Genomic DNA, 343 nt, shown 5'->3' on the forward strand with positions numbered 1-343 from the left:
GAAGAAGCCTACACACAAAATCTACCGCACAACCAATTGGCCCGCATATAACCGAGCACTCATGAGTCGCGGAAATATTGCCATTTGGTTTGATCCTGCTACGCAATGGTATGCTCCATCAAAAGGCAAACAAGGGCGAAATCAAACCTACTCCGACGCAGCCATCCAATGCTGCTTAATGATTAAATCCTTATTTCGTCTGTCTTTACGTATGGTTACTGGCTTTGTACAAAGTCTGATTAAACTTTGCGGATTAAATTGGATAGCTCCAGATTACACCACGCTTTGTAGAAGACAAAAGCATATTGATATTGTAATCAGCTACCAAAAAAGTAGCGATGGG

General features: G+C 42.0%; 1 protein-coding gene. It reads left to right on the forward strand.

Translation table 11 applies throughout. The features are described from left to right. The coding region (locus ACTJIX_RS14895) for a transposase (RefSeq protein ID WP_440611571.1) at positions 1–343 on the forward strand (343 nt) is incomplete at both ends.

Origin of the sequence: Acinetobacter sp. 22323, from assembly GCF_052044895.1 — a bacterium.
GTDB classification, from domain to species: domain Bacteria; phylum Pseudomonadota; class Gammaproteobacteria; order Pseudomonadales; family Moraxellaceae; genus Acinetobacter; species Acinetobacter schindleri.